General features: G+C 51.1%; 15 protein-coding genes. 8 read left to right on the top strand and 7 right to left on the bottom strand.

What is annotated here, in order from left to right; translation table 11 throughout:
- Nucleotides 1-31 precede the first annotated feature (31 nt).
- Entirely contained in the window at nt 32-805 is a 774-nt protein-coding gene (locus CWO84_RS19035) for a hypothetical protein (protein WP_033158353.1), read from the bottom strand.
- A 7-nt stretch (nt 806-812) separates the two neighbouring features.
- Entirely contained in the window at nt 813-1,694 is an 882-nt protein-coding gene (gene hslO / locus CWO84_RS19030; RefSeq protein ID WP_101054586.1) for an Hsp33 family molecular chaperone HslO, read from the bottom strand.
- A 75-nt stretch (nt 1,695-1,769) separates the two neighbouring features.
- Here hslO and msrA point away from each other — a divergent pair, with 75 nt between their 5' ends.
- The 3 genes from msrA (at nt 1,770) to CWO84_RS19015 (ending at nt 5,463) form a co-directional block, all read left to right on the top strand.
- Complete coding sequence (gene msrA, locus CWO84_RS19025; protein WP_101054583.1) at nt 1,770-2,402, top strand: peptide-methionine (S)-S-oxide reductase MsrA; 633 nt, start codon at nt 1,770-1,772, stop codon at nt 2,400-2,402.
- 256 nt (nt 2,403-2,658) lie between these two features.
- Nucleotides 2,659-4,512 (top strand): methanol/ethanol family PQQ-dependent dehydrogenase, encoded by a 1,854-nt coding sequence (locus tag CWO84_RS19020; protein WP_101054581.1) that lies wholly within the window; start codon nt 2,659-2,661, stop codon nt 4,510-4,512.
- Between the two features lie 93 nt (nt 4,513-4,605).
- Nucleotides 4,606-5,463 carry a quinoprotein dehydrogenase-associated putative ABC transporter substrate-binding protein gene (locus CWO84_RS19015; RefSeq protein WP_101054578.1) on the top strand — a complete coding sequence of 286 codons (858 nt, stop codon included), beginning with the start codon at nt 4,606-4,608 and terminating at the stop codon, nt 5,461-5,463.
- 15 nt (nt 5,464-5,478) lie between these two features.
- On the opposite strand, the gene malQ is transcribed toward CWO84_RS19015, so the two are convergent.
- The 3 genes from malQ to glgC are packed head-to-tail and all read right to left on the bottom strand — an operon-like array spanning nt 5,479 to nt 9,931.
- On the bottom strand, nt 5,479-6,951 hold the full coding sequence (malQ, locus tag CWO84_RS19010) for a 4-alpha-glucanotransferase (RefSeq protein ID WP_101054575.1): 1,473 nt from the start codon (nt 6,949-6,951) through the stop codon (nt 5,479-5,481).
- Between the two features lie 18 nt (nt 6,952-6,969).
- Nucleotides 6,970-8,661, bottom strand: a complete 1,692-nt coding sequence (locus CWO84_RS19005) for a glycoside hydrolase family 57 protein (protein ID WP_101054573.1) — start codon at nt 8,659-8,661, stop codon at nt 6,970-6,972.
- Nucleotides 8,651-9,931, bottom strand: a complete 1,281-nt coding sequence (glgC, locus tag CWO84_RS19000) for a glucose-1-phosphate adenylyltransferase (RefSeq protein ID WP_033158346.1) — start codon at nt 9,929-9,931, stop codon at nt 8,651-8,653. The genes CWO84_RS19005 and glgC overlap by 11 nt, the downstream gene beginning before the upstream one ends.
- 215 nt (nt 9,932-10,146) lie before the next feature.
- Between glgC and glgB the strand changes: the two genes are divergently transcribed.
- The 5 genes from glgB to CWO84_RS18975 all read left to right on the top strand — a co-directional run bounded on the left by glgB (nt 10,147) and on the right by CWO84_RS18975 (nt 19,503).
- Complete coding sequence (gene glgB / locus CWO84_RS18995; protein WP_033158345.1) at nt 10,147-12,327, top strand: 1,4-alpha-glucan branching protein GlgB; 2,181 nt, start codon at nt 10,147-10,149, stop codon at nt 12,325-12,327.
- 10 nt (nt 12,328-12,337) lie between these two features.
- Complete coding sequence (gene glgA, locus CWO84_RS18990; RefSeq protein WP_101054570.1) at nt 12,338-13,771, top strand: glycogen synthase GlgA; 1,434 nt, start codon at nt 12,338-12,340, stop codon at nt 13,769-13,771.
- Nucleotides 13,761-14,552, top strand: coding sequence for a type II and III secretion system protein (locus CWO84_RS18985; protein WP_101054567.1), 792 nt, complete (start codon nt 13,761-13,763; stop codon nt 14,550-14,552). Before glgA ends, CWO84_RS18985 begins: the two co-directional genes overlap by 11 nt.
- A gap of 151 nt (nt 14,553-14,703) precedes the next feature.
- Nucleotides 14,704-15,750 (top strand): extracellular solute-binding protein, encoded by a 1,047-nt coding sequence (locus CWO84_RS18980; RefSeq protein ID WP_240618095.1) that lies wholly within the window; start codon nt 14,704-14,706, stop codon nt 15,748-15,750.
- Nucleotides 15,751-19,503 (top strand): EAL domain-containing protein, encoded by a 3,753-nt coding sequence (locus CWO84_RS18975; protein WP_101054561.1) that lies wholly within the window; start codon nt 15,751-15,753, stop codon nt 19,501-19,503.
- Here CWO84_RS18975 and CWO84_RS18970 read toward each other — a convergent pair.
- The gene (locus tag CWO84_RS18970; RefSeq protein WP_033158342.1) at nt 19,496-20,332 is read right to left on the bottom strand and encodes a transporter associated domain-containing protein; all 837 of its coding nucleotides are present in this window, start codon (nt 20,330-20,332) and stop codon (nt 19,496-19,498) included. The genes CWO84_RS18975 and CWO84_RS18970 overlap by 8 nt on opposite strands.
- The gene (gene ybeY, locus CWO84_RS18965) at nt 20,329-20,793 is read right to left on the bottom strand and encodes an rRNA maturation RNase YbeY (protein ID WP_033158341.1); all 465 of its coding nucleotides are present in this window, start codon (nt 20,791-20,793) and stop codon (nt 20,329-20,331) included. The genes CWO84_RS18970 and ybeY overlap by 4 nt, the downstream gene beginning before the upstream one ends.
- Nucleotides 20,794-20,795 lie beyond the last annotated feature (2 nt).

Raw genomic sequence — 20,795 nt, 5'->3', positions numbered from 1 at the left:
ATGTGGGCTTTTTTATGCCTGCCGTTCTAGCTCACATACCCGCCACTTTTTTATCGTCTTCTTCCTGAAAATTCCTGTAATTGATCGATATTTTTAAGCCGGCAAAGCGGCCGGACATCTTGATCAATTCGGAGGTGGTTTTATCGAACATCAACCTGACTTCGCTCAAAGCTCTGTCCTCGTAACCTTCTTCGATATCCTTGGCATCCAGCCGAAAATGGTAAAGATACACTTCCTGTTTTTCTTCATCGGTGATTTCCAGCGGCTCGCCCAGTTGTTTAATTACCGTGGCTTTTTTTGGCAGCAGCGCGGCGATTTTCTCCATTTGATCAGCCTTCGCTCTTAACTGCTTTTTCTCTTCGTTGATTTCCGCACCGCCCAGCGAGCGAAATGATGCCTCCAAAAACTCCGGCGGAGCGATTTGTAGGAATAGGTTGGAGAAAGTCCAATCGGTGATTTTATCTTCCTTGTTAAAGGCCAGATCCAGATAAAAACTGATTTCCGGCGCAATCAGCTTGCTGTCTTTGTCGATCTTACGAAACCAATAGCGCCAGCGTTTGCCGTCCCCGGTATGCTCTTCGCTACTGGCATGCAACTTAGCCAGCGACACAAAATCTTCGCTGAGCAGTTTGGGTTGCTTAAAATGCACGGTGAAATCTTCTTTAGATGTCACCGCAAAATAACGATCAAACTCGTCCATTTGCAAATAAGTCTGGTAGGCGTGCAACCAGTGCAAACAACCTGTCATGCTGCTGAGTAATACAAAAGCCAGAGACAGGCGAAAAAAGCGGTTAATTTTAGTCATAGCCCCCTCAGTGCCGGGTAGGCGAGTGATTATCAGTTTCGGCTGCCGGATTGGTCAGCAGGTTTTCCACATCAACCTTGTCAAAGTGGTATTGCGCTCCGCAAAATTGGCAATCGACTTCGATGTCGTCGCGTTCCCGCAAAATTGCTTCCAACTCTGACCGCCCCAATGCCGCTAAAGTGCCGCCGATTTTTTGCCGTGAGCAATTGCATTTAAATTCCACCGGCTCCGGATCGTAAATCCTGACCTTTTCTTGATGAAATAAACGGTGCAATAAGTCCTCGCAATCCAGACTCAACAGTTCGTCGGCGGTAACGGTATTCGCCAATATTTCGATGCGTTCCCAGTCGGCTTTGTTCTGATTGCTACTCGGTAACTCCTGGATGAACAGGCCGGCCGCATGGGTTTGATTGGCAAACAGCCACAACCGGGTATCGAGTTGCTCGGACTGAGTGAAATAGGTCCTCAACACATCCGCCAGCGTTTCCGCCTCCACACCGACGATACCTTGATAAGGTTCGGCATTCTCCGATTCCACGGTCAATACCAATCGGCCGCCCTCACCTACCATGTCCAGCAAATTTGCGCCGGCGACAGTGGCCTCACTGCGCACCAAGCCCCTGATTTGCCGTTCGTTGCTGGATTGCGCTACCAGGGCTTTCAAATCGCCGCCGCCCTGAATCTGCATGATCATCGCGCCTTTAAACTTGATGGTTGCCGACAACAACACCACCGCCGCCAAGGCTTGTCCCATTTGCGCATCGACGGCATCATTGACTAAATGTTGATATTGTTTAGCTTGCTTCCAACTTTGTTCCAGCCGCACCCATTCGCCACGAACTCCGTGTTCCTCGAAAATAAAGCGGCGTAAGCAATCTTGTTGTTTCATGATTTAGTGGAATCCTCTTAAATAAGCGGAGATTATAATCCGCACACCCTCATCATTCGACCTCGGGATGCACTCATGTCTTTTCTATTCAAAAAAACCGCTATGCCCAGCGCCGACCAAGCCTTACCGGGACGTCAGCAAGCCATAGACAGCGGCCTATTTCACGCCGTCAACGGACATCCTATCCATCCGCCATTTCCGGCGCATCTGCGACAAGCCGTGTTCGGCATGGGCTGTTTCTGGGGTGCCGAACGTAAATTCTGGCAACAAGCCGGCGTATTCAGCACCGCAGTGGGCTATGCCGGCGGCTTTACACCCAACCCTACTTATCAGGAAATTTGCACCGGCATGGCCGGCCACGCCGAAGTGGTGTTGGTGGTGTTCGACCCGGGCGTAGTGTCTTACCAGGATTTATTGGCAATATTTTGGGAATCTCACAATCCCACCCAAGGCATGCGACAAGGCAACGATGTCGGCACCCAATACCGATCAGTCATCTATTGCCAGGACGACCAATATGAAACAGCCGTGGCAAGCCAACAACAATACCAAGCAAAATTAACAGCCGCCGGCTTTCCAGCAATCACCACCGAAATCCGCAATGCTCCGACTTTTTATTATGCCGAGGAAGATCATCAACAGTATCTGGCTAAAAACCCGTCCGGTTACTGTGGCTTGGGCGGCCTGGGTGTCTGTTTTTCCAGATAGCTGAATCGCCGAGAAATCCTAAGGCATTATAAGACTTGAGATTATTGTTTCGCTGCCATCCCGGGAGAGTTTTTCCGGTTGACTTTTAGGAAAAAATCCTTCAATTTACGCGCTTGGTGTGGCTCTCCCTCTGCGCTCGGTTATAGCCGAACAAGCCCTAAAGGGCAGTCATCCAAACAGAGCTTTAAAACTAATATTAGTCTTAACAACACAAAACCGTACTCTGTCTCATCAACAGATTACCAGGAGGAAACATATGAAGAAGCCTGTAAAAAACTGGCTGCTTGCTTCGACTGTAGCGACTTTACTTGCTGCACCAACTGTCTCTACCGCTAACAGCGATGTTGAAAAACTGACACAAGACCCAGCCAACTGGGCTACATGGGGCGGCGACTACGCCGGCACACGTTACAGCAAGCTGTCGCAAATCAACGCTCAAAACGTTAAAAACCTGCAACCAGCCTGGTCTTTTTCTACAGGTGTTTTGCGTGGTCATGAAGGCGGCCCTTTGGTTGTTAACGGCGTCATGTTCATCCACACTCCGTTCCCAAACACCGTTTACGCGATCGATCAAAAAACTAAAGCAGTCATCTGGGAATTTACCCCAACCATGGACGCTGACGTCACCATCCCAGTAATGTGCTGCGATACCGTTAACCGCGGTTTGGCTTACGGCGACGGCAAAATCTTCCTGCAACAATCAGACACCGTACTGACTGCGCTGGATGCCAAAACCGGTAAGCGCGTATGGAGTGTTCAAAACGGCGACCCAAAATTGGGTATGACCAACACCAACGCACCATTGGTTGTTAAAGATAAAGTCATTACCGGTATTTCCGGCGGTGAATTCGGTGTTCGCGGCTTCTTGGCTGCTTACAACATCCGCACCGGCCAACTGGAATGGAAAGGCTACAGCATGGGTCCGGATAAAGACACCCTGTTGAAACCAGGTAAATCCACCACTTGGCAAGACGGTAAAGTGACTCCAGTCGGCCCAGACTCAGGTACTAGCACCTGGAAAGGCGACCAATGGAAAATCGGCGGCGGCACCACCTGGGGCTGGTATTCTTACGATCCTAAACTGAACTTGGTTTACTACGGTTCAGGCAACCCATCTACCTGGAACCCTGTACAACGTCCAGGCGACAACAAATGGTCCATGTCTTTGTGGGCGCGTGACGCCGACACCGGTGAAGTTAAATGGGTTTACCAAATGACTCCACATGACGAATGGGACTATGACGGTATCAACGAAACCGTTCTGGTTGACCAAGAAGTAAAAGGCAAAATGCACAAAACTATCGTGCATTTCGACCGTAACGGCTTCGGTTATACCCTGGACCGCGAAACCGGCGAATTGTTGGTTGCTGAGAAATTCGACAAATCCGTCAACTGGGCGTCTCACGTCGATCTGAAATCAGGCCGTCCTGAAGTAGTGCCAGAGTTTTCTACCGAGCACAACGGTGAAGACGTCAACACTGTAGGTACTTGCCCTGCGGCGTTGGGTTCTAAAAACCAACAACCTGTTTCTTACTCTCCACAAACCGGCCTGTTCTACATTTCGGGCAACCATTTGTGCATGGAGTACGAACCGTTTGAAGTTTCATACACTGCTGGCCAACCTTATGTAGGTGCTACGCTGTCCATGATGCCTGCCGGCGCTGACGTGCTGACCGGTAAAAAAGACGGCACCACCAACTTGGGTCAGTTCACCGCTTATGACGCTAAAACCGGCAAAATCGCTTGGTCCAACAAAGAGCAATTCTCTGTATGGTCAGGTTCGGTTGCTACCGCTGGCGGCGTCGTATTCTACGGCACCCTGGAAGGCTACCTGAAAGCAGTTGATGCTAAAACCGGTAAAGAATTGTACAAATTCAAAACTCCGTCCGGCATCATCGGTAACGTCAATACTTGGGAATTTGAAGGCAAACAATACGTTGGCGTTCTGTCAGGTATCGGCGGTTGGGCTGGTATCGGTATCGCTGCAGGTATCGACGACGGTACTTCTGCATCCAGCTCAGAAGGTTTGGGCGCGGTGGGTGCTTACAGAAGCTTGAGCTCTTACACCAAATTGGGTGGTACACTGACTGTGTTCGCTCTGCCTAACTAAGATCTAACTCGTTAGATTTCAGTAAAGCAAGCCTTGGCCGAGTCATCGGCCAAGGCTTTTTTACGTATAGACCCCAGCTAAAAGGAAACTGCGATGAAAATGCTCTCAACCGCCTCAAGATTGTTAATGACGGCGACCTTGGCGGTAGCCACTATTTCCGTGAATGCCCAAGATAAATTCCGGGTTTGCGCCGACCCGTTAAACCCGCCTTATTCCACCAAAGAACAAACCGGCTACGAAAACAAAATCGCCGCGCTATTTGCCGAACAGTTAGGACAGGAACTGGAATATACCTGGCTACCGGAACGAATCGGCTTCATCCGCAACACACTGAAAGCCGAGAACGATAACGGCGAAGGCTTTAAATGCGATGTAGTGATGGGCGTGCCAGCCGGCTACGATCTTACCGATACCAGCAAACCCTACTTCCACTCGACTTATGTGCTGCTGATTGCCAAAGGCCGTGGCTGGGACGATATTAAAGACAGCGCACAACTAGCCAATCTCCCACTAGACAGGCAGGAAAAACTGAAAATAGCAATGTTCGACCGCGGCCCAGGCACAGAATGGCTGCAAAAAAACGGCTTGCTGGAGCAAGGGATTCCCTACCAAAGCATGACCGGAGACAGCGAACACAACACCGCTATGCAAATCGAAAAAGACTTACGTGCCAAAAAAATAGATATGGTGATACTTTGGGGACCTATGGCGGGATATGTGCAATCGCAAGCCCCAAAAGGCAGTTATATTGCTATACCTATGCAATCTTCACCGGGCTTAAAGTTTGATTTTTCAATAGCCATGGGCCTGCGTCAAGGCGACAACAAACGTAAGCAACAACTGAATGATTTGATCGACAAAAACCTGGATAAAATCCAGGCCATCATCGCAAGTTACGACATCGCTGTATTGCCGATCCCGGCAGACACCGGCAAAAAAGACGACGATTGAAATGCCATTTAAGAGCTAACGTCCAAACAATCTAACCAGATGCGCAAAATGTCCGGCTTTATCATCGGTTAATTGCGACCAATCGAACCGCCAGCGCCAATTTCCTTCGGTTGTGCCTGGCGTGTTCATTCTATCGGGTGATCCCAACTTCAGAATATCCTGCATCGGAATCACAGCCAGATTGGCAACCGAGCCTAACGCGGCATGAATCAAGGCACTGGGCATAGGTAGGCTAGACCAGCCAAGATAATCGTATATACGCTGTTTCTCGCCGTCATTAAGCCCTTCGAACCAGCCCAGCGTGGTATCGTTATCGTGGGTACCGGTGTAAACCACGCTATTTTTCTGATAATTGCAGGGCAAATAAGGATTGCGACTATCGTCGCCGAAAGCAAACTGCAAAATTTTCATGCCCGGCAAATCGAAATCGTCGCGCAAAGCTTCTACTTCTTCAGTAATAATCCCAAGATCTTCTGCCACCAAGGATAGCGAGGCAAATTGCTCCTGAATAGCCGCCAGCAATTCCGCACCCGGCGCTTTAACCCAACGCCCGTTGATGGCGGTGTGCTCGCTGGCCGGAATCTCCCATGCCGCCTCTAAGCCGCGAAAATGATCGATTCGCAAAATATCGAACATTTCGTACTGGGATTTGATTCTATCCAACCACCATTTAAAACCGGTTTTCTGCAAATATTTCCAGTCATAGTGCGGGTTCCCCCAACGCTGACCGTTCTCAGAAAAATAATCGGGCGGCACGCCGGCCACGACATCCATTTCGCCCAAATCGTTAAGTTTAAATACCGCCCGGTTCGCCCAAACATCGGCACTGTCGTACGATACAAAGATCGGAATATCGCCAAACATCAGTACGCCATGCTTGGCGGCGTAATCTTTCAACTCGTGCCATTGCCGGAAAAACACATACTGCTCGAATTTGATCGTTTCGATCACAGCCTTCAATAACTGCTTTGATTCATTCAGTGCGCCCGGCTCGCGTTGCTTCAGCGCGTCCGGCCATTGATTCCAGCTTTTATGTCCAAACACATTCCGCAAAGCGATAAACAAGGCAAAGTCGTCCAGCCAATCGGCTTTTTCCACGCAGAACTGCTTAAAATCGTGCTGCTGCTCGGCATCAGCCAAGCTTTGAAAACCATAGAACGCTTTCGTTACCAAACAGCTTTTGGTGTATTCCGCATTGGTGTGGCAGTCGCCGCAACGGTCTGTGGTTTGCAGCCAACCCTTGTCGGCTAGCCATTGAATGTTAATCAGGGCAGGATTGCCGGCATGTGCCGACAAGCACTGGTAAGGTGAACCGTCGCCATGCGTCATGCCCAGCGGCAAGGTCTGCCAGACGGTAGCACCTATATCGTGCAGAAAATTAACAAAATTGAAGGCTTCCTTACCCAAATCACCACACTCTCCACGGCCCGGGAGCGATGTTATATGTAACAAAACACCTGCGCGGCGTTTATCCAAGAGAGCACCCATGTTGTTTATTCCGTTTTATTATATTTGAATACCGCGCCGCATTGCGCCACCCATCGCCGGGCTACCGCTACCTTGCGTAAACGACAAGGCCAGATACGGCGGCGGCTCTTCGCCCAGCAAACGATAGAGATTGCTCAAATTAAGCCGATACTGTTTTTCAAAATCGCTGACCGCTTCGCCGGGATTATAATCACCAAACCACCAAAACCAATCCGACCCCTCGCAGACGCCCAATTGCACCTGTGCGGCAGCCAATTGTTGCTCGGAGAGTTTGCCGTTGGCGACCGCTTTGTCGAAAGCGTTTTTGACATCGGCCAACATCTCCCAGCCGCAGTTCTTATCGGCATCGCCGATCCAGGTCGAAAACGTACCATACACCCAACTACCGGCCACCAATTTCGGCAAGGACCCAGACTGGGGAGCGGCACTATCCAGATAGTCAGAAAAAGTGGTTAATTCGATACGCGGATGTTCGCTAAGCCGCTTATACAGCGCACTAAGAAAATGATACCCGTTATCCGGAAAATATTCCCAGGCATTTTCGCCATCCATGATTATCGAAACCAGGGGCGTCTGTGGTTCGTAATCGGCGATATTTTCCAAGTGCTGAATCAGATCGGCCACCGCATCATCAGCATGCCATTTTGAATATTCAAATCCGATTAAATCCGACAAGCCGTCGTCGCGAAAAAAACAGGCGATCTCCGCAGAACCCAGCTTAAAGGGGCGATGCACAGCAACTGCTTCGCCAACCGCGCTGGCGCGTATGCTGTTATGCAAGACATTACCGCCACTGGCGGCCCATTTGAAACCAAAATCAGCTAACACTTCCAGGGTCCGCTGACTGATACTGCCCTCGGACGGCCAGCACCCTTGCGGTTCGAAACCGAAAAAATGCCGAAAGGTCGCCAAGCCTTTTTGCAAATGCCAACGCACGCGCTCTTCACCACCGGGGTAATGACTAATACCCGGCAAGGTTACGCCTGGCATTGCCTCACGGGCACTGTCTATCTCGAGCATCAACGGCATGATGGGGTGCGCATAAGGCGTCACCGACAGTTCGATGCGGCCTTTTCTAGCCAAAGCTTTATAGCGGTAGATAACTTTCGACAACAGATCGCGAATAATTTCAACAATCTCGATCCTATCATGCAGACTAAAGCCGCTGCCTTTTTCGATTAAGCGTTTGACGCGGTTATCGTTGAGTTTGACCGTCTCGCCCATCCAGACCAAGTGATACCAGACCAAAATGTCGGAAATAAATTGCGCATTCAGGTAATTGACTGAGTCCTGGTGAGCTTCAATCCAGTCTGCCATATTGGTTAGCTTACGAAAAGCCGGATAGCGTTCGATCTGCCGCTCCCGGTTGGCTTTTCGGCAATCGCGTAACAACTTTAAGCGTTTCTCCGGATCGGCGGAAACCGAAGGTTCGACCAAAGCAGCCAACAGAGGGTCCTTGATGGCAATTCTATCGTGCAAATAGCCGTTGACTTGGTTGGAATAATCTTCGATCTGCTCCAATAGGATAGGGGCAAAATTCACCACCGCTTTAGCCCCCGGCACGGCTTCCAGATGCGCGACCATATCCACATAATCCTTGATCACATGCAGATAGGTCCACGGCAGCTTGAATTCCCCGCTCTGCATGTCGCGGTACTCAGGCTGGTGCATGTGCCAGCAGAGCACCAGCTTAAGCTTTTTATCGGACATAATTCCGTCTTTGTCCCAGCATATCGGATGTCACCAACACCACACCGCCCTCGCTGACGTGAAAACGTTTTTCGTCTTCCGCCCGGTCCTCACCGATCACGGTACCTTCCGGTATTTGACAACCCTTTTCGATGATGGCTTTGGTAATCCGGCAATGTCTACCGACATTCACTTCGGGCAAAATCACTGAATCCTGCACCGAGCTGTAGGAGTTAACACGCACCATAGAGAACAGTAAGGAGTGGCGCACTGTGGCGCCGGAAATCACGCAACCACCGGAGACCATGGAGTCGATAGCCTGGCCGCGTCTATCGTCATCGTCAAACACAAACTTAGCCGGTGGCGTTTGCGCTTGATAGGTCCAGATCGGCCAGGTGTTGTCGTACAAATTCATATCGGGTTTGACACCGACCAATTCCATATTGGCCGCCCAGTACGCATCGATGGTTCCCACATCACGCCAGTAACTTTGTTGGCCGCTTTGTAAATCGAGGAACGGATAGGCATTGACCCGGTATTTTTCGATCACCGACGGAATGATGTCCTTACCAAAATCACGGCTGGAGCCTTTGGTATCAGCATCTTTGATCAATTGTTCGAACAAGAAGCCAGCATTGAAAATATAAATACCCATGGAAGCCAGCGCGGTGTTTTCCCGGCCGGGCATGACCGGCGGATTTTCGGGCTTTTCCACAAACGCCTTCACCCGGCGATTTTCATCGACGTGCATTACACCAAACGCCTTAGCGTCTTCCAGTGAGACTTCGATACAACCGATCGTCAGATCGGCCTTATTGGCAACGTGATCGGCCAGCATCACCGAATAATCCATCTTGTAAATATGATCGCCGGCCAATACCAATACAAACTCAGGATTGCGCGCCCGCAAGATGTCGATGTTCTGATATATCGCATCGGCGGTGCCTTGGTACCAGGAATGTTCGTCGTGCCGTTGTTGCGCAGGCATCAAGTCGACATATTCACCAAACTCGCCGCGCAAAAAACCCCAACCCTGCTGGATGTGGCGAATTAGCGAATCCGCTTTATACTGGGTAAGGATACCGATCTTGCGGATGTCGGAGTTGATACAGTTGGATAGAGGAAAGTCGATGATACGGAATTTGCCGCCAAACGGCACCGCCGGCTTGGCCCGCCAGTCGGTCATATCCTTCAGCCGCGATCCGCGTCCGCCAGCCAGAATTAACGCAATGGTGTTGCGGGTTAAATCATTGACCCGTCTCTCCGTTTGATGTGTATCGACGACTGACATGTGTATCCTCTTTCAATTAAATAAGCTTTACCGCCCAAAACCGACTGCAACCGACATTTCACAGATTTCTCTACCTGCCACTTGCCGCGTAGAGCCATTATCGTTACTCTTCACGGAAAAGTAAAAACTCAAGCGATTTGATGCTGAAAAGTCGGTCATTACCAAAATTGCTATTCCTGCCAATCGATAACTAACTATAACTGAGGCATTGCAAAATGAACAAGCCAAGCAAAACCAACACGCTTGATTCAGAACTAATCAAACTCACCGAAGCAAAGCATCACGATCCTTTCGCCCTGCTAGGCCGTCATGGTCAAGGCCGCGATAACGTCATCAGAGTGTATTTGCCCTACGCGGAAACCGTAAGAATCAACAGTCCCAAAGGCCCAGAATTCTCTCGTATTCCCGACACCGATTTTTTCGAATACCATCCGGGCAACGAAGCCATCCCCGAGCATTACCCATTATTTTGGACAGACAAGGACGGCTACGACCATCAACACTACGACCCATACTGCTTCGGCCCGGTGCTGCCGGAATTCGACCAACATTTGTTTGCCGAGGGTCGGCATTGGCATATTTACAAAAAGCTTGGCTCGCATCTGCACAGCGTTGCCGATATTCCCGGCGTACATTTTGCAGTTTGGGCGCCGAACGCACAGCGGGTCAGCGTGATCGGCGACTTCAATCGCTGGGACGGCCGCTGCCATCCGATGCGCAGCTTGGGCAGTAGCGGTATCTGGGAAATTTTCATTCCCGGCCTGTCTGCCGGCTGCTTGTACAAGTTTGAAATTCTGAATCGCCATACCGGCCAACTGCTAGTCAAAACCGACCCTTACGGCCAGCAATTCGAATTCCGTCCGCAAACCGCCGCGATAGTCACAGTGGAAGACAGCTATACCTGGCAAGACGGCAGCTGGATGGACCACCGTCCACAGCACGACTGGCTGCATCAGCCAATGTCGATTTACGAGGTACACCTGGGCTCCTGGCGGCGCGATCATCGCGGCAATTTCCTGAATTATCGCGAGCTTGCCGAGCAATTGGTGGATTACGTCAAGGAACTGGGGTTTACTCATATCGAGTTATTGCCGGTCACCGAACATCCGCTGGACATTTCCTGGGGCTACCAAACCACCGGTTATTTTGCGCCGACCAGCCGCCACGGCACCCCGGACGATTTCCGTTATTTTGTCGACCACTGCCATCAAAACGGCATCGGCGTAATTCTGGATTGGGTGCCCGCCCACTTTCCAAAAGACAACTTCGCTCTGGGCCGCTTCGACGGCACGCCGCTTTACGAACACGAAGACCCGCGTAAAGGCGAGCACCGCGACTGGGGCACCTTGATTTACAACTACAGCCGCAACGAAGTGAAAAACTTCCTGCTGTCCAGCGCCTTCTTCTGGCTGGAGGAATTCCACCTCGACGGCCTGCGGGTCGATGCGGTGGCGTCGATGCTGTATCTGGACTACTCGCGCGACGCCAACGACTGGATCCCGAACATGTATGGCGGCAATGAAAACCTGGAAGCCATCGACTTCCTGCGTCAAATGAATACCGTCACGCACGAACAGCATCCCGGCACGGTGATCATGGCCGAGGAATCGACCTCGTGGCCGCAAGTGACTCGACCCACCTGGACCGGTGGCTTGGGCTTCTCGATGAAGTGGAACATGGGCTGGATGCACGACATTCTGCATTACATGCAGGAACAACCGATCCACCGCTCCTACCATCACGATTCGCTGACTTTCGGCCTGCTTTACGCATTCACAGAAAACTTTGTGCTGCCGTTCTCGCACGACGAAGTGGTGCACGGCAAAGGCTCGATGTTGAATAAGATGCCAGGCGATGAATGGCAACGCTTTGCCAATTTGCGTCTGCTGTACACGATGATGTTTACTTATCCGGGCAAAAAATTGTTGTTCATGGGCTGCGAATTCGGTCAAGGCACCGAGTGGAGTTGCAACCGTACGCTTGATTGGTACGTATTGGATTATCCACATCATAAAGGCCTGCAAACCCTGGTTAAAGACTTGAATAAACTCTATTCCAGCCATACCGCCCTGCACCGTTACGACTTCGATCATCACGGGTTTGAATGGATAGATTGCCACGACTATCAACAATCTATCATTAGTTATCGCCGCAAATCGGCGCATGAAGATTTGATCGTGATCCTGAACTTCACCCCGGTGCCACGCGAAAGTTACCGAATCGGCGTACCTAATCCCGGCACCTATTACGAGATTTTCAATTCCGATTCGCAATATTACGACGGCAGCAACCTTGGCAACGGCTCGGTGTTGTCAGAACCGCAACCTTGGATGAACCAAGACCACTCCATTTCCGTCACCTTGCCGCCCCTGGCCGGTATTATTTTGAAAATGTAGTTTTAGCGCCATGAAAAAAATTCTGTTCGCGAGCAGCGAAACCCACCCATTGATCAAGACTGGCGGCCTGGCGGATGTCGCCGGCAGCCTGCCTTTGGCCCTGGCCGAACTGGGCCAGGACGTGCGCATCATCATGCCCAATTACCAGGGCATCAAGAACTGCGAGCCCGGCCGTTATCTGTGTACGGTGCGCGTCAACAATTGCGACGTTAACCTACTGGAAACCCGCTTGCCGGACAGTGATGTCATCGTCTGGCTGGTCGACTATCCGCCGTTCTTTAATTTTCCGGGTAACCCATACCTTGATGAAGCCGGACGCCCCTGGCCGAACATTGGTGAGCGCTTTGCGCTGTTCTGCCGCATCATCGTGGAAGTAGCCACCAACCGGGCTTATTTAGACTGGCACGCCGACATTGTGCATTGCAACGATTGGCAAACCGGCTTGGTACCGGCACTGCTGTCATTGGAACCCAACCCGCCGGCGACGATTTTTACCATTCACAACATGGCCTACCAAGGACTGTTTCCCGGCAGCACCTACGCCCAGTTAAATCTGCCGGGGCAATTACTCCACCCAGACGGTCTGGAATTCCACGGCATGCTGTCCTTTATCAAGGGCGGGTTGAGCTATTCCGACCGTATTACCACGGTGAGCCCCACTTATGCCCAGGAAATCCAGACCCCTGAATTCGGTTACGGATTGGAAGGCTTGTTGGCGCATAAACAAAGCCAGTTACGCGGTATTCTGAACGGCATTGATGTGTCGGTCTGGAATCCGGCGAACGACGCCTATATAGCAAAGCCTTTCAACGTCGATACGCTAAAAGACAAGCAAATCAATAAAGCGGCACTCCAACAACAACTGGGCTTGCCGGTGGAATCGGAAACTCCTTTGTTTGGTTTGATTGGCCGCTTGGTCGAGCAAAAAGGTATCGATCTGGTGCTGAGCTGTTTGCAAGAGATGACCACCCTACCCTTGCAATTTGCTTTACTGGGCAGCGGCGATAAAAGCATCGAATACCGCCTGCAGGAGTTTGCCCGCCTATATCCGGAAAGAGTGTCCATCACCATAGGCTACGACGAACGCTTGGCGCATCAAATCGAGGCCGGCGCCGACATCTTCCTGATGCCGTCGCGCTTCGAACCTTGCGGCTTAAATCAAATGTATAGCCAATGCTACGGCACGATACCTATCGTCAGAAAGACCGGCGGCTTGGCAGATACGGTAGTCGACGCACTTCCGGAAAGTATTGCCAACGGCACCGCCAGCGGCATCTCTTTTAACGATGCGTCGGCGGCCGCGCTGATAGAAGCCATCAAACGCAGCCTGGTGTTATTCCACAACCGACCGGTCTGGAAGAAAATTCAACGTAACGCGATGCTCAAGGATTTCTCCTGGCAAAACAGTGCGAATCAATATCTCGCGCTTTACAATGAGATCTAAAACCTGCTTGGCCGGCTTGATGTTGATAGCCGGCCTCGCGCTTGCCGACGAATCGGTGATAGAAGTGATCCCCCTGATGAACCGTCCGGCCTCCGACGTACGCACTTTACTGGCACCGCTGCTGGATGCCGATGATCGCGTCATCGAGAACGGCGCCAGTCTGATCGTTAAAACCAAGCCCGCCAAACTCGGCGAAATCCGGGCCGTCATTCAAAAACTCGATGCCCGGCTCAGCAATTTAGTCATCAGCGTCTTGCAAACCAGTAGCAAAACCGCAGCCGAATTGAACGCCGAAGCGGCCATTGCCGCAACGCCGAATAGGATTCAGATGCGCGGCATGATGGGCAACAGCGAAGACTTGCGAAACCGGCAACAACACCAACAATTACGCACCGTGGAAGGTCAGGCGGCCCATATCAAAACCGGACAGGTCCGGCCGGTGCAAAATTACAGTGTATATGACTCGGGCTATGGTTACGGCTCCGCGGTAAGCAGCAATACCCAGATGATTGAAGCCAGTACCGGCTTCGCTGTTACGCCGCGCTTGGCCGGCAACCAGGTCACTCTCGATATAGAACCGTGGTCGGATAGCTTTCAGCGCAACGGCCACATCGAAACCCAATCCGCTCACACCACTTTACGCGCCAATCTCGGCGAATGGGTGGAAATTGCCGGCAACACCGACACTGAACAATCCGACAATCACGGCTTCAACAGTTTCAACCACAGCACCCGGCAAAATGCTTTACGCATTCTGATCAAAGTCGATCAAGCCGATTAATCCGGACCCACCCTAAACGACAATCCGACCAGATAGCCTCATGGCATTATTTTCGGAATCTGTGCGCGGAAACATAATATCAATATCGACATTGGCGGAAAGCGCATACTTATTGGTTATGATGGCCCGACAAATTCATGCCGATAGCCTTATGAGCATTACTGCCAAATGTTCCGCCACCGTTCTGACATATTTTCTTACGATTATATGTCTGGCAACATCCGGATGGGTATCCGCCCAGGAAACACTGCGGGTGCTTAGTTGGGACGGTTACGCCGATAGTGGAGTGGTTTCGGCATTCCAGCAGCGGTTCGACGTCGCGATAGAGTTAACCCTGGTAACGTCCGACGACGACCTTTGGCAGAAAATCAATGGTGGCAACTATGACGTATTTGCTGTCAATACTGCGGAATTGCAGCGTTATATCGATCAAGGCCTGAGCAGGCCGATCAGCATGACAAATATTCCCAACCATGCCCGGCAGTTGCCGCGTTTCCAAAACTTGCAAGCCATCCCCGGCCTGGTTCGCGGGAACGACACGTATGCTGTCCCTTACACCTACTCGGAAATGGGGCTGATCTATAACCGCAAACTCATTAACACTCCCCCCCAATCCATGTCGGCTATGTGGGACCCTGCCTATCGGGGCCGAGTATTGGCTTTTAACGCCAGTAATCACAATTTCTCCATAGTCGGCTTATTAAGGGGCGTATCCAATCCGTTCCGGATGACAGATCCCGAGCTAAAACAGGCCGCTCGCGAATTGGCCAAGTTACGCCGTAATGTGCTGACCTTTTACGCGACCGCCGAAGAAGCGACCAGGCTTTTTGTCAAATATGACATAGCCTTGATTTTCGGTAATTACGGCACCCAGCAACTGAAAGCTCTGCGCGAAGCAGGTGCAGACATTGGTTATGTGATTCCCCGCGAAGGTGCGTTGGCCTGGCTGGATTGCTGGGCCATCACCCAAAATAGCCGGAACCCCGAGTTGGCAGAAAAATGGATCAATTACACCTTGGAAAAAGCAGTCAGCGAAACGCTAACCCAGCAACACGGCTTGGCAAACACCATTACAGCGCCGGAGAACGACAACACCCAAAACCAACCCATTATTTGGCTGGAACCGATACTCGATCCGCTGGCGCGCAAAACGCTATGGGATAGAATCATTTCCGGTGAAGCACCCGAGGCATTTTAAGTGCGCTCCAGCATAGGCATAAAACTGGGTTTCTGGCTGGCATTGCTGGGCACGCTATCGACAGGCCTGACCGGTTATTATGTCTACGACCGCAGCCGGGCCATGCTGGTGGGAATCGCCAAGGATAAACTGCTCAACGACACCCAAGCCGTGGGAAACCGATTTGCCGATGCGTTGGCAGCTACCGCCAGCAGCGTCAAGTTTCTAAGCAATTTGCCGGTCAGCGCCGACATTGTCTCGGCAACACCTGACGCAAAGTTGGGCATACGTAAAAATCAATTGGCAAAGATTTTTGTCAGCTTGCTGAATGCCCATCCCGAATACAGTCAAATCCGTTTGATCGACACGCAGCATTACGGCAAGGAATTAGTCAGAGTCGATAGAGATCAAGACAGCCTCAAAGTGATTGCCGACGCGCAGTTACAAGAGAAAAACCATTTTCCTTACGTATTCGAAACCGTGCCGCTGGCTGCGGAGCAATATTACGTTTCGGAAATCAATTTAAATCAGGAATTAGGCACTCACCTGGGATTTGGTAAACCCACACTGCGGATAGCGATGCCCATCAAGTCGGCCACTACTACCATCGCAGTAATCGTCATCAATGTCGATTTACAAGGGCTATTCGAGCAAGTACGCGGCAATATTCCCGACGATATTGAATTGCTGCTCAGCAACGACAGAGGGGACTATTTAATTCACCCCGACGCGGCAAAAACCTTTGGATTTGAGAGCGGCCGCAGTTTCCTGATTCAGGAAGACATCTCGAACGTAAAAGCGATTCTGGCTGGCAAACAAGCGCATTCGGTATTCGCGACCAGCGATACGCAAAGTTTGGCCGCTTCTTCACTCGCCGCTTTCGTAAAACTGCCGTTGGGCTCGGAAAGCAGCGGACGCTTCGCCATGCTGGGTTTATATACGCCGCTGAAAAACGTTTTGCAGGAAAGTAAAGCTCTGGGAGTGAGCGTTATCGAAATAACCTTGTTGTTCAGCCTGCTGGCAAGTGCAATTTCGCTAATGTTGGCGCGCGTCCTGGCAAAACCGCTCAATTCAATGACCACCGCGATCGGTCAATTCAAGCTGGGCACGCCGCTGACCGGGTTACCGACGCACCGTAACGACGAAATCGGCTATCTGGCGAATAGTTTCATGTCGATGACCGAACAATTAAACTCGCAAATAGCCGAGTTACATGCCTCCGAAGCTAAGTTGCATGCCATTCTCGACAACGCCCCCGTCGGCATTTGGTTGGCCGACCTTGATACGCGCTTTTTATTTGTAAACCATACTTTTTGCGATGCCCTTGGCCTGCCGGAAACCCGTTTAATTGCCAACGAACCATTGGCCGAGTTGTTCGGCGCGGAGATCGCAGCCCGTTTTTTAAGTGCCGATCAAGCGTGTTTAGCGCAAGCAAATCAAGCACATCAATCCCTCGAGCAAATAAAATTTGCCGATGGCAAACGGCACACCATACAAATAACCCGCACGCCATTGCAAGACATCAACAAAGAGACGGTCGGCATCATCGGCATAGCCATGGATATTACTGACCGCCAACAAGCGGCCAATCGTGAGCGCGCCCATAACCATGTGCTGGAATTAGTATCCAAAGGCGCGGCACTGCCGGAGATCCTGCAAGCGGTGGTATTGGGTGTAGAGGCCCAAAATCCTGACTTAATTTGTTCGATATTGCTATTAAATAACGAAGGTAATCGCTTGTTCATAGGCTCTGCACCGCATCTACCCGACTTCTACAATTCTGCTGTAGACGGCCTTTACGTAGGCCCCGGTGTCGGCTCATGCGGTACGGCTGCGTATTTCGGCCAGCGAGTGATTGTCGAAGATATTCAAAACCATACTTATTGGGCGCCGTTTACCGAGCTTGCGGCTAGGGCTGGTTTAGGGTCGTGCTGGTCTGAGCCGATACGTGGCGCGTCCGGCCAATTATTGGGTACTTTTGGTATTTACCAGCGCCATCCCGCAGAGCCAGGAGCAGACGATATTCAGATGATTGAACAGGCCTCGCATTTGGCCGGCATTGCAATCGACCGCAGCCGCAGCAATGAAGAACTGCAATTGGCGTCCTTAGTCTATCAAAACAGCAGCGAAGCGATGGCCGTGACCGACGCACAAGGCATGATTATCAATGTCAATCCGGCTTTCACCGCTTTGACCGGCTACACATTGGACGAAGTCATCGGTAAAAACCATAACATTCTGAACTCGGCGCGGCAGGGCGAACAGTTTTATCAAGCCATGTGGCAAGCCATCAACAGTAGTGGTCACTGGAAAGGCGAAATTTGGAATCGTCGGAAGAACGGCGAGATATTTGCTGAGCAACTGACCATCAATACCATATTTAGCGCCGATGGCTTGCCGCAGCGGCGAGTTGCGTTATTTTCCGACATCACCCAAAAGAAGCAGTCCGAAGAACTGATCTGGACCCAAGCCAATTTCGATCCGCTCACCGGCCTGCCCAACCGCCGCATGTTTCATGACAGGCTGGATCAAGAAATCAAAAAGGCACATCGCAGCGGCTTGCAGGTCGCTTTGATATTGCTTGATCTGGACCGTTTCAAGGAAGTTAACGATACGCTGGGTCACGATATGGGCGATTTATTGTTAAAAGATGCCTCGCAACGGCTGCTGCATTGCGTACGCGATTCCGATACTGTCGCCCGATTGGGCGGCGACGAATTCACAGTCATCCTCGGCGAACTTGATGATGCTGAGGATGCCGAACGGGTGGTCAAAAACATCCTGCAAAGACTCGCCGAACCTTTTCAGCTGAAAAGCAAAGTGGCCTACATCTCGGCCAGTATCGGCATCACCCTGTACCCGAAGGACGCCGAGAGAATCGATACATTAATAAAAAACGCCGATCAGGCAATGTACGCAGCGAAACACCAGGGCCGTAATCGCTATTGTTATTTCACTCCGTCAATGCAGGAAGCCGCTCTAGCGCGCATGCTGATTGCCGACGATTTGCGCCATGCTTTGGAGGCCAACCAATTTGAAGTATATTACCAGCCGGTCGTGGAACTGGGATCCGGCGCCATCCATAAAGCCGAAGCGCTGATCCGCTGGCAACACCCGACACGGGGCATGGTCAGCCCCAGCGAATTTGTGCATATTGCCGAAGATATAGGCCTGATTGCCGAAATCGGTACTTGGGTATTTAAACAAGCGGCAGGACAGGTCAAACAATGGCGTGCAAGATACCATCCGGACTTTCAGATCAGCGTCAACAAGTCGCCGATGCAGTTTTACGACGACCAGTCCCACGGCACTTGGCTGGAATACTTGCAAACACTTGAGCTGCCGGGACAAAGCATCGTCGCGGAAATTACCGAGGGCTTGCTGCTGGACGCCAGCAATGTGGTGAAAGATCAATTACTGGCTTTTCGAGACGCAGGGATACAAGTATCGCTGGACGATTTCGGCACCGGCTATTCGTCGCTGGCTTATCTGAAGAAATTCGATATCGATTATCTGAAAATCGATCAGTCTTTCGTCGGCAATTTGTCGCCGAATTCCAGCGACAAAATTCTCTGCGAAGCGATTATCGTGATGGCGCACAAGCTGGGGATGAAAGTCATCGCGGAAGGCATAGAAACCGAACAACAACGCCAACTATTGCTCGAAGCGGACTGCGACTATGGACAGGGCTATTTATTCTCCAGAGCCCTGCCGGCCGATGCATTCGAGGAACTACTAGCCTCAGGCACCAGCGCGCAGAACACAGTTATTTGATCTTCAATTTCAGTAAATGCACTCGCCGATTGTCGGCCCGCAATACCTCGAAACAGAAATCGTCCAGCTCCACCTTCTCGCCTTTCTTCGGAAAATGTTCTAGACGCTGCACGATTAAACCGCCTAGCGTGTCGTATTCGTCGTCTTCCAATGCGGCGGAAAAATAATCGTTGAATTCTTCGATGGGTGTCAGCGCGCTGACGATAAATTCTTTCTCGCTACGCTGAGAAATAAATTCTTGTACTTCATCGTCATCGTGTTCGTCTTCAATCTTGCCGACGATTTGCTCCAGGACGTCTTCTATCGTCACCAAGCCGGCGGCATTGCCGTATTCGTCGACCACGATGGCCATGTGGTTGCGCTCGGTGCGAAATTCTTTTAGTAACACGTTTAAGCGTTTGCTTTCCGGCACCACATTGACCGGGCGCATCACATCCTCGACTTTCAGGGTTTTATCCTTTAAAGCATGAGCCAGTAAATCCTTGGCCAGCAAAACACCAACCACCTTGCTGCGGTCTTCTTCGATGACGGGAAAACGGGAATGAGCAAATTCGACCACTAAAGGAAAGATGGTTTCCAGTTCCGCTTCCCTAGGAACGACGACCATTTGCGAACGCGGAATCATGATGTCTCTGACCCGCATCTCCGCCACATGCATCACACCTTCCATCATGGCCAGTGCGTCGGAGTCTAACAGATGTTTTTCTTGCGATTCTCTCAATATCTCCAGCAAGTCTTCCTGATCTTGCGGCTCCCCACTCAGAAAATGACCGATGCGCTCGATCAAACTCTTATGGGGTTGACTACTCGGGGGGTTACCATCGCTCATTGCTTTCCATCCTCCATATAAGGGTTTGCTATACCTAATTTGCTCAAAATCTCAATCTCTAATGCTTCCATTTGTTCGGCATCCTGATCCTCTATGTGGTCATACCCTAGCAAATGCAATACGCCGTGTATAGTGATATGCGCCCAATGGTGCTCGGGCAATTTGTTTTGCTGCGCAGCTTCCAGCCCTATCAGCGGTGCACAAATCACCAAATCGCCCAGCAAGTCCATGTCCATGCCCGCCGGGGCTTCAAAGGGAAAGCTCAGGATGTTAGTCGGTCCATTTTTATGCCGATACTGCTGATTCAGCTCTGCGCTTTCCACATCGTCGACCAAACGAATCACCAACTCGCAGTCCGCATCATCCTCAAAGCTTGCTAGCCCGGCGTCCACCCATTGCTGAAACTGCTCAAGTTCGGGGTGAGGTGCCGAAGTGGCAATTTGCATGTCGATATAATTCATAG

The sequence above is a fragment of the Methylomonas sp. Kb3 genome (assembly GCF_002834115.1).
GTDB lineage: Bacteria > Pseudomonadota > Gammaproteobacteria > Methylococcales > Methylomonadaceae > Methylomonas > Methylomonas defluvii.
This window is presented reverse-complemented; position numbering and strand designations above follow the sequence as displayed.